Source organism: Segetibacter koreensis DSM 18137 (genome assembly GCF_000374045.1).
In the GTDB taxonomy this organism is placed as follows: Bacteria; Bacteroidota; Bacteroidia; order Chitinophagales; family Chitinophagaceae; genus Segetibacter; species Segetibacter koreensis.
In genome coordinates, this window is the sequence record NZ_KB893354.1 from 1 (window position 1) to 7,971 (window position 7,971).

General features: G+C 36.6%; 7 protein-coding genes and 1 pseudogene. 3 read left to right on the forward strand and 5 right to left on the reverse strand.

What is annotated here, in order from left to right; all coding sequences use genetic code 11:
* From B154_RS0121200 to B154_RS0121215, 3 genes are all read right to left on the reverse strand, one after another.
* Window positions 1-197 (reverse strand): transposase (locus B154_RS0121200; protein WP_018616370.1); only part of this gene is annotated, 197 nt, incomplete at its 3' end.
* Window positions 198-506: 309 nt separating this feature from the next.
* Entirely contained in the window at window positions 507-1,730 is a 1,224-nt protein-coding gene (locus tag B154_RS0121205; protein ID WP_018616371.1) for a site-specific integrase, read from the reverse strand.
* A gap of 772 nt (window positions 1,731-2,502) precedes the next feature.
* Window positions 2,503-2,691, reverse strand: coding sequence for an acyltransferase family protein (locus tag B154_RS0121215; RefSeq protein WP_018616372.1), 189 nt, complete (start codon window positions 2,689-2,691; stop codon window positions 2,503-2,505).
* Window positions 2,692-2,956: 265 nt separating this feature from the next.
* On the opposite strand from B154_RS0121215, the gene B154_RS0121220 reads away from it, so the two are divergent.
* Both B154_RS0121220 and B154_RS0121225 read left to right on the forward strand, forming a co-directional pair.
* Window positions 2,957-3,760, forward strand: coding sequence for a hypothetical protein (locus B154_RS0121220; RefSeq protein ID WP_018616373.1), 804 nt, complete (start codon window positions 2,957-2,959; stop codon window positions 3,758-3,760).
* Between the two features lie 305 nt (window positions 3,761-4,065).
* The gene (locus B154_RS0121225; protein WP_018616374.1) at window positions 4,066-5,607 is read left to right on the forward strand and encodes a serine hydrolase domain-containing protein; all 1,542 of its coding nucleotides are present in this window, start codon (window positions 4,066-4,068) and stop codon (window positions 5,605-5,607) included.
* Window positions 5,608-5,726: 119 nt separating this feature from the next.
* Here B154_RS0121225 and B154_RS0121230 read toward each other — a convergent pair whose 3' ends face one another.
* Complete coding sequence (locus tag B154_RS0121230; RefSeq protein ID WP_018616375.1) at window positions 5,727-6,545, reverse strand: ion transporter; 819 nt, start codon at window positions 6,543-6,545, stop codon at window positions 5,727-5,729.
* Window positions 6,546-6,834: 289 nt separating this feature from the next.
* On the opposite strand from B154_RS0121230, the gene B154_RS0121240 reads away from it, so the two are divergent.
* Entirely contained in the window at window positions 6,835-7,365 is a 531-nt protein-coding gene (locus B154_RS0121240) for a DUF1572 domain-containing protein (RefSeq protein ID WP_018616377.1), read from the forward strand.
* A gap of 355 nt (window positions 7,366-7,720) precedes the next feature.
* On the opposite strand, the pseudogene B154_RS33170 reads toward B154_RS0121240, so the two are convergent.
* Window positions 7,721-7,971 (reverse strand): annotated as a pseudogene (locus tag B154_RS33170) (IS1595-like element ISBaba1 family transposase); the annotation flags it as partial.

Genomic DNA, 7,971 nt, shown 5'->3' on the forward strand with positions numbered 1-7,971 from the left:
AATTTGCTATTTTCTTCTTCCAATTGCTTTAATCTGCGAAGTTCGCTAATGCCTAAGCCACCATATTTTTTCTTCCAGTTGTAGAAAGTAGCTTGCGTAATACCCATCTTTCTGCATACTTCTTCCACACTAACTCCAGTCTCTGATTGCTTAATGGCAAAAACAATTTGAGCTTCGGTAAACTTTGATTTTTTCATGGTAATTAATCTGCTCTTAAATCTATCAGTAATTACCCGATTTTTCTAATTTAGATTGGTCCAGTTGTATGGGAGGAGGTCAGAGGAGGTCAAGCAGTAAAGCCTCTATTAAGTTTGAATGATCCGCAAATTGCTCAATCAGAAATAGTGTTACACGGGAGTGACTCAGAAGTAAAACAAATGAACCCATCTCGTAATGTTGGAGAGAGGGACGATGAGAAAGCCACCATAAATGACGCATCTATGATTTTTTTAATATGTTCTTTGACCTCAAAAAGTGTATTCGTCTCACATTGTCTGTACTAGCTTTTATTCAAAATCTGTTAGTAGAAAAGCATTTTCAATTTTCACTTCATCAGCAAAGCTACCAAGATAAGATTCTGTTATGGCGTTAGTTGAATGGCCGAGAGCTTCTTTTATGTAACTAATGGGTATGTGTTTTCGTTTAAGAACAGTAGAGAAAGTATGTCTGGCAACGTAAGTACCTACTTTGTTTTTAATCTCTAAATCAATCCTTATATCTTCCATATGCTTATTAACCCATTTTATAAAACGCTGACATCTGTGTTTAACTGTAGTTGCTGTTATACCTTCTTCTAGTACAGGAAAAAGGTAAGGTTTTTTTGAATCTGTATTTTTCCACTTGCCTAATATTTCAACTGCCCTTTGATTTAAGCCAACCTTTATGGGCTGTAAATCTTTCTTACGTGTTCTTTTTGTTTTTTCACGAATAAAATAAATAAAGTGTTCAGAGACATTTTCAGGTTTTAAGTGCAAAATATCAGTAAAATTCATGCCATTACAGAGGTAACTAAAAATCCAAAAATCCAAGGCTTTTTGCTGCCTACTATCAACTGGTTTGTATTGCAATAACTTTTTTATTTCACCTTCACTAAGTGCTTTTTTGATATTTCTCCCTGCTGGGATTTCAAATTTTTTAAATGCATAATTCTCTTGCTTTAATATATTCGCATCAATCGCCTTATTTATTATTGCACGTAATTGTCGTAAATAAATTCCTGTAGTTGAAGGCGATTTTTTTAACTCTGTCATATACATCTCATACGATTTGAGGAATGCAGGAGTAACATCCTGCAAAAGCATATTGGGTTTGAATAAGTTTATAGAATTAATTGTTGTACGATATGAAATAGCTGTGCCTATCCTACCCTCGGCTTTCAGATTTTTTATATACTCGTCAAACCAGGTTGCTAATGATAAATCAGCTTTAGTTTTCGCAGTCTTAAAAAATTGCTCTTCAAAACCATAAAAAGAGAAAGGCTGAAGATTGTTTAGAATAGCTTGAGCATTCTCCTTAAAATAGTTAAGCTTAAGTTTAATTTCTTTTAAATTGTCATCACGTAACCTATCATTGTGAATTTTTTCCCATTCTTGTTTTGTCAAGTCGTAACCAGTGGAATATCTTTTTTTATCGGGGCTACAATAAATAGATAGCTTTACCGGATATCTTCCATCTTTTTTTACTTTTCTATTGTCAAGAAACAATGTTGCCGTAGGTTTATATATTTCCATGATTGCACCAAATTTGCACCATAAATATAGTAATAAAGGGAAAATAAGTGTTAGTAAATATTAATTATTTTTCATAAGTAGTTGACTTAGAAGCCTAAAGAGAATAAAGGGAAGTATAGGAAACAAAAATACTGTGACTGTTAATCAGAGGGTCTCAGGTTCAAGTCCTGAAGGGGGAGCTTCGATATAAGCATTATAAATTAACAACTAACTTATAATGCTTTTTTATTTTAATTATGTTGCCCGAATAGTTGCCCGTTTGTTATTTTTAACTATTTTCCTAACTGTTTATGTGGTTCCTTGTGTAGTTCCATGTCTAAATATATAGGCCTATTTTTCGTTTATAATAAAATACCCACATACTTCATTTAGAAATTTTCCAGGTTCTTTATTTAATTGATCCCATTTACTTAAACAACAGCGTAACCTAGTAGTCATTCTTCGCCTCTCTTACTTTTATTTATTAAACTTTTACATAAAGACCTACCTTCTGATTATCGCACTTTCGCATTCAGCCACTAAGATTGTCGCATTCATACTGCCGCAGCATCGAAGGTTTTTTCGAGGTTTGCCGACAACGTGTTCTGCTTTTGACCCTACAGCCTTTTTTTGGCCAGGTATCTCCTCACCGGTATATCATAGAACACCATTACGAAATAAGCAACAACCACCAGGAAAATGACGCCCGGTATTATGATATAGGGTAGCTCGCCTGCCGAGGGTTTTTTATTAATATAATAATTTCCAAAGACCCATATAGCGGCATAATGAGTCATGTAAAGAAGAAGAAATCAACCGCTAAAAAACCATGACCAATAAAGTTTTTGCCGTAGTCGGTGAAAACCCACTCCATAAAGTGAAAAATGACAACAGCCAGCGCTGCAACACCTCTTAAACCGCCAAGAATCTCAAAATGCGGTTTCGTATTTAAAATACCTCGGTTCAGATTTTTCTTATTCATAGTGCTTGCATAGGGTAAAATGCATGGGGCTATTAACACTTGCTTTAATCAATAGGGGCAGAAGCGGTAAATTTAAGCATCAAATAGGAATTAGACTTAGTGCTTAGATGATCTCAAGAATCATCGCATAGTTAGATCAGGTTAAAATGTAAAAAAATTGCAGCGGTTATATGAACCTAACACCTGGTTTTATGCTAAAAGCAATAACTTTTAAACCTTATCCGCAAATTACTGTTCCACAATAATGTATAGAAACTAAAATAGCATGCAAAGCAGATCAAGAAGAATAGTTCTGGCAAATACAGTATCATTGATAATAATGCTGATCGCTAATTTTTTTGCAGGGACAGGCTCATTTGTAAATAAAACGGTTGGAGAAGTAAGTAATAAATATGATACGCTTTTTACACCTTCCGGTTACGCTTTCATCATTTGGTCTTTTATATTTCTACTGGCTATTTCTTTTTGCATTTATGAGTGGTACTTATTAAAAAATGGAGACCGTAAAAATTATATACTCCAAACAGGTTACTGGTTTGCTGTCAGCAACTTAGCTAATACTCTTTGGCTGTTTTGCTGGCTAAACGAATGGGTTGGCCTCTCTGTAGTGGTAATTTTGCTGCTTCTAATATGCCTTTGTATTCTTACAGTGCGTCTTCGCCTCGAATTAGATGACGAACCGGTACAAACAATACTATTTGTTTGGTGGCCAATTACCATTTACTTAGGATGGATAATGGTAGCCACAATAGCCTGTATTGCTGCATGGCTGGTCTCCACAGGGTATAAGGGAGGAACTATCGGAGAAGAAGCATGGACAGTTGTTATGATCGCTATTGCAACTTTTCTTTTTCTTTTGTTAGTAAGAAACCGAAATTTAAGAGAAGCTTCGGTGGTAGGCATTTGGGCATTTATCGCAATAGCAACAAAACAATGGCAACTTCATAACAATATTTCTGTAGCAGCACTCATTGCTTCGTTTGTTTTATTAATTGCTATAACAATTCATGGATATAAAAACAGGGAGAGTAATGTGTTCGCAAAAATCAGCAGAGGTGAATGGAGATAAAGTTATGTGTTTTACTATAATGCCCTTGTATTAACATCACCCGGAAAGGTAAGGGTAATGATAATTTGATCGTTTACGGAAGGAAAGCCCTCTCACCTTTTAATTGTTCCTAAGATTTACTGAAAATGAATAATAATTGTAGGACTGCGTAGGACAATAACATAACAATAGCATATTTCAACAATAGACAACTTTTTGGTAGTTTATGTACGCTATGATAAATTTATTTCTTCAATCAAAACAACAGAATAAGTTTTATATTGCTTATCTAATATCACGATTCAAGTTTTTTATAAAACCTTCTTATGAGAAGAATATTTCTTTCCGCCTTATTGCTTTCAACCTTTTTCTCTGTAGGAGTAATTGCACAAACAAGCAACTCGCTGCCACATTCTACACCTGAGGAAGAAGGTGTACCTGCACCTGCAATCAGTACCTTTTTAGATTCGGTTAACAGCAGCAAACATGAGTTTCATAGTTTTATGCTGATGCGACATGGCAAGGTTATCGCCGAAGGCTGGTGGAATCCCTACCGTAAAGACCTGAGACACACGTTGTATTCTTTAAGCAAAAGTTTTACTGCCACAGCCGTCGGGTTTGCGCGGGCCGAAGGAAAGCTATCGCTGACAGATAAAGTAGTCTCTTTTTTTCCGAATGAAGTCCCCGATACAGCTAGTGCTAACTTAAAGCAACTAACTGTAAAAGATTTGCTCACTATGTCTGTAGGGCAGGAGCCTGATCCTACAGGTACTGTTGTTGAGGATACTAATTGGGTGAAGCGTTTTTTTACAGTTTTTATCACGTACCAGCCGGGCAGTCACTTCCTGTACAATTCAATGGCTACCTATATGCTTTCTGCAATTGTATCAAAGGTAACGGGCCAAAAGGTTATTGATTATTTACAACCAAGGCTTTTTGAACCTTTACGTATAGCAAAGCCAGACTGGGAAGAAAGTCCCCAACATGCAAACACCGGAGGATGGGGACTTAGATTAAAAACGGAAGACATTGCAAAGTTTGCACAGCTTTTTTTGCAAAAAGGGAAATGGAACGGAAAGCAGATATTACCGCCGGGCTGGGCAGAAGAAGCAAGCACTGCACACATTATTCAACACCCTGAGTATTCGCAAGCTAAACGAGACTCAAGCGACTGGGAGCAAGGTTATTGTTACCAGATGTGGCGCTGCCGAAACAATGCATATCGTGGTGACGGTGCTTTTGGTCAGTACGCAATCGTGATGCCCGAGCAGGACGCAGTTATTGCCATTACATCAGAAACGGCAGACATGCAAGGTGAATTAAATTTAATTTGGAAAATATTGCTGCCGGCAATGCAAAAAGGCAAACTTGCCCCGAATAACGGTGCGGATGCAATACTGAAAAAGCAACTGGCTGCTCTTGCTCTGCCGGTAAAAAAAGATGTGATTACTCCTTCGCTTACCAAGTCAAAGACTTTTGTGATGGAACCTAATGCACGAAACATTCGTACAGTTACCTTCAATCATCGAAGCAAAGATTACGGTCTAATTATAAAACTCGATAGTGGAACTTATCCTGTTCATTTTGCCGCAAATTCCTGGCAACAAGGTGAAACCGGGATGAAGGGACCGTACCTGGTAGGTAATGCAAAAAACAGCCTTACCGGATTACCGCCTTTTAAAGTTGCTGCTGAATATACCTGGATTGACTCGAACACGCTTGAACTGGTTTTACGGTATATTGAAAGTCCGCATACAGAAACCATGCTGTGCCGGTTTGCCGGAGATGACATCACAGTTGATATAAAGCGTAGTTTCAATACAGAGGCACCTGACGCGCTTGTTACGCTAAAAGGCAAGGCACAATAGGTTTAGTAATATCTTAAAATAGGATGAAAAAGGTCATAATTAATAATGGAACCCAACTAACACTATGAGATCCAATCAAAAGATGGTTAAAGTCTTTCTTGTTTTCGGATAAGTGTTACTTAAAGCAACGTTCCACAATGCTTACAATACTTTGCATCTATATCATGTCCTTCTTTACCGCATCCCGGACATACTTCATGCTTTTGCTCTTTCTTTCTTGCTTGCAGTGCAATTTCATTCGTCAAAATTCCAGTGGGCACGGCAATAATGCCATAGCCCATTAGCATAATGATGCTTGCAACGAATTTGCCTAGAGGTGTTGTCGGCGAAATATCGCCGTATCCCACAGTAGTAATCGTAACAATAGCCCAGTAAATACTATCGGGAATATTTGAAAAACCATGCTGGCCATTTTCGATCAAATACATTAGTGAACCCAATATAACAACAAGGGTTAAAACCACCAGCATGAAAATACTGATTTTTGTAAAGCTTCCTTTTATAGCACCCCCGAGGAATTTCATTTCAGACAGAAAACGGGTGAGTTTAAAAATTCTGAATACCCTCAGCAGACGCAGCCCTCTAAATACCAGCAGGGATTGAGCGCCCGTATAAAATATACTCAAATAACTTGGAATAATAGCCAGCAAATCAATGATGCCTAAAAAGCTAAAAACGTACCGCCAGGGCTTTTTTATACTCACCAGCCTTAAGAGATATTCAAGGGTAAACATAAATGTAAATGACCATTCCAGGGTCGAAAATAAGTTACCATAATGGTTGTGCCATTGCTCAATACTATCGGCCATTACAATTATGATGCTTGTAAAAATCAATACCAGCAGCGAAACATCAAATGCCTTACCTGCAACTGTGTTTGATTCATAAATGATTTCATGAAGCCTTGCTCTCCACTTTTCATCTTTTTCATCCTTCATAAGTAATTAATCTTTAAACTTATCAAGAAATTAAAGATAACAAGATGTATAAAACGTAAGGAATAATCTTTTGGGTTGAAGAAAACAACGGAGGATTGCTTACTGTCAATACTCAATACCTTCCTTAAACTCTCCGACGCAGTTTTTAGAATCTTTGTTGTTTACCTCAACATGAAGATCCCAATGTTGCATGATACTCATCCTTCAGCCAAGTAAATCGCAATTATTTTTATTTGAATAATTGCTTAAATTTATTCAAGAGTTTCATTTTATAAAAATTAACATCAAAATGAGCAACAATTATTTAGATAGCGTGAAAAAACAATTTAGCTATTACAAAATGCTCGGAGAGAAGGCTATTGACCAACTCCCGGATGACAAGTTATTTTGGCAATGCAATGAAGAAAGTAATAGTGTCGCCTCCATTGTAAAACACCTGTCGGGAAATATGCTTTCTCGTTGGACTGACTTCCTGACAACTGATGGTGAAAAAGATTGGCGAAATAGGGATGAAGAATTTGAGAATGACATGCAAACGAGAGATGCGGTTTTGGATAAATGGAATTCTGGTTGGAATTGTTTATTTAATGCGCTTAATTCTTTGACGCAAGACGACTTGAAGAAGGAAATTTTTATCCGCAACGAACCACACACGGTAATCGAAGCAATAAATAGACAACTCTCGCATTATCCTTATCACGTTGGTCAAATAGTATTTATAGGTAAAATGATTTGTGGCAGTAATTGGAAATCGCTCTCTGTCCCCAAACGAAAATCGCAGGAGTTTAATGCCGAAATGTTTTCAAAACGAAAAACGTGAAAATTAAAGAGAAGTATTATTTTCCTAAACAAAGCATCAAATCAAAAAGTAATAAGACAGATAACTCAACAATTTGGCAATCCTTTATTGCACCGCCTTGATAGTACAAGGTCAAAAACTGCATTTAGCCCCTTACATATTCTGTTTCTTCTTGCAAATTCTCCTGCTACCAAAATGGCCCAGTCGAAGGTTTGTTACCAGCTATTTTAATACCCTTATTTCGAGTTTTACTCCTGCAATCATGTTTATCGCCACGAACGTTTTTGATGAATTGACTAGCTAAAACTACTTATTAAAAAAACATGTAAAATATTATAACTGTAAATAAATTTATTTTATGGAAGTAGGCATTTAGCTACTCCAATTTCAATTGTTTAATAAAAATTGGTTGAGTATTAATCATTCTGCCAGTTATGTTGTGAAAAATCTCTTCTATTGAATTACTTTGATTAAACCTGTAGCAAAATTCGTCCAGGTAGGGCTGTAAATTTCTAACACTATGATGTATACCTCTAAGCCAACCTTTAATCATCATTACTTGGCGATGGAAAAGTTTGAAGTTTTGTTTGGGGTTGCTTGTTTGCTGATGCAACTCTTTATACTCAT